Raw genomic sequence first — 272 nt, forward strand, 5'->3', positions numbered from 1 at the left:
GAAACGAGGCATTGACGTACCTCAGCAATATCAAGGACAGGAAGGATTGGTAGAATGGCTATGGACATCCATTTTGAGCAAGTAAATTTTGCTTATCAAGCAGGAACTCCTTTTGAGACTCGTGCTTTATTTGATATAAACTTCGCCATTCCGTCTGGTTCCTATACGGCCATCATTGGTCATACTGGTTCTGGTAAATCAACGGTATTACAACATCTAAATGCTCTTCTCAAGCCTACTGAGGGGGCGGTGACTATTGGAGACCGTGTCAT

Annotated in this window: 1 protein-coding gene; it reads left to right on the top strand. The window is 43.4% G+C overall.

What is annotated here, in order from left to right; translation table 11 throughout:
• Positions 1-54: 54 nt before the first annotated feature.
• A partial coding sequence (locus RMT89_RS43110; RefSeq protein ID WP_315889214.1) for an ATP-binding cassette domain-containing protein occupies positions 55-272 on the top strand: 218 nt, incomplete at its 3' end.

The sequence above is a fragment of the Streptomyces sp. P17 genome (assembly GCF_032436805.1).
GTDB lineage: Bacteria > Actinomycetota > Actinomycetes > Streptomycetales > Streptomycetaceae > Streptomyces.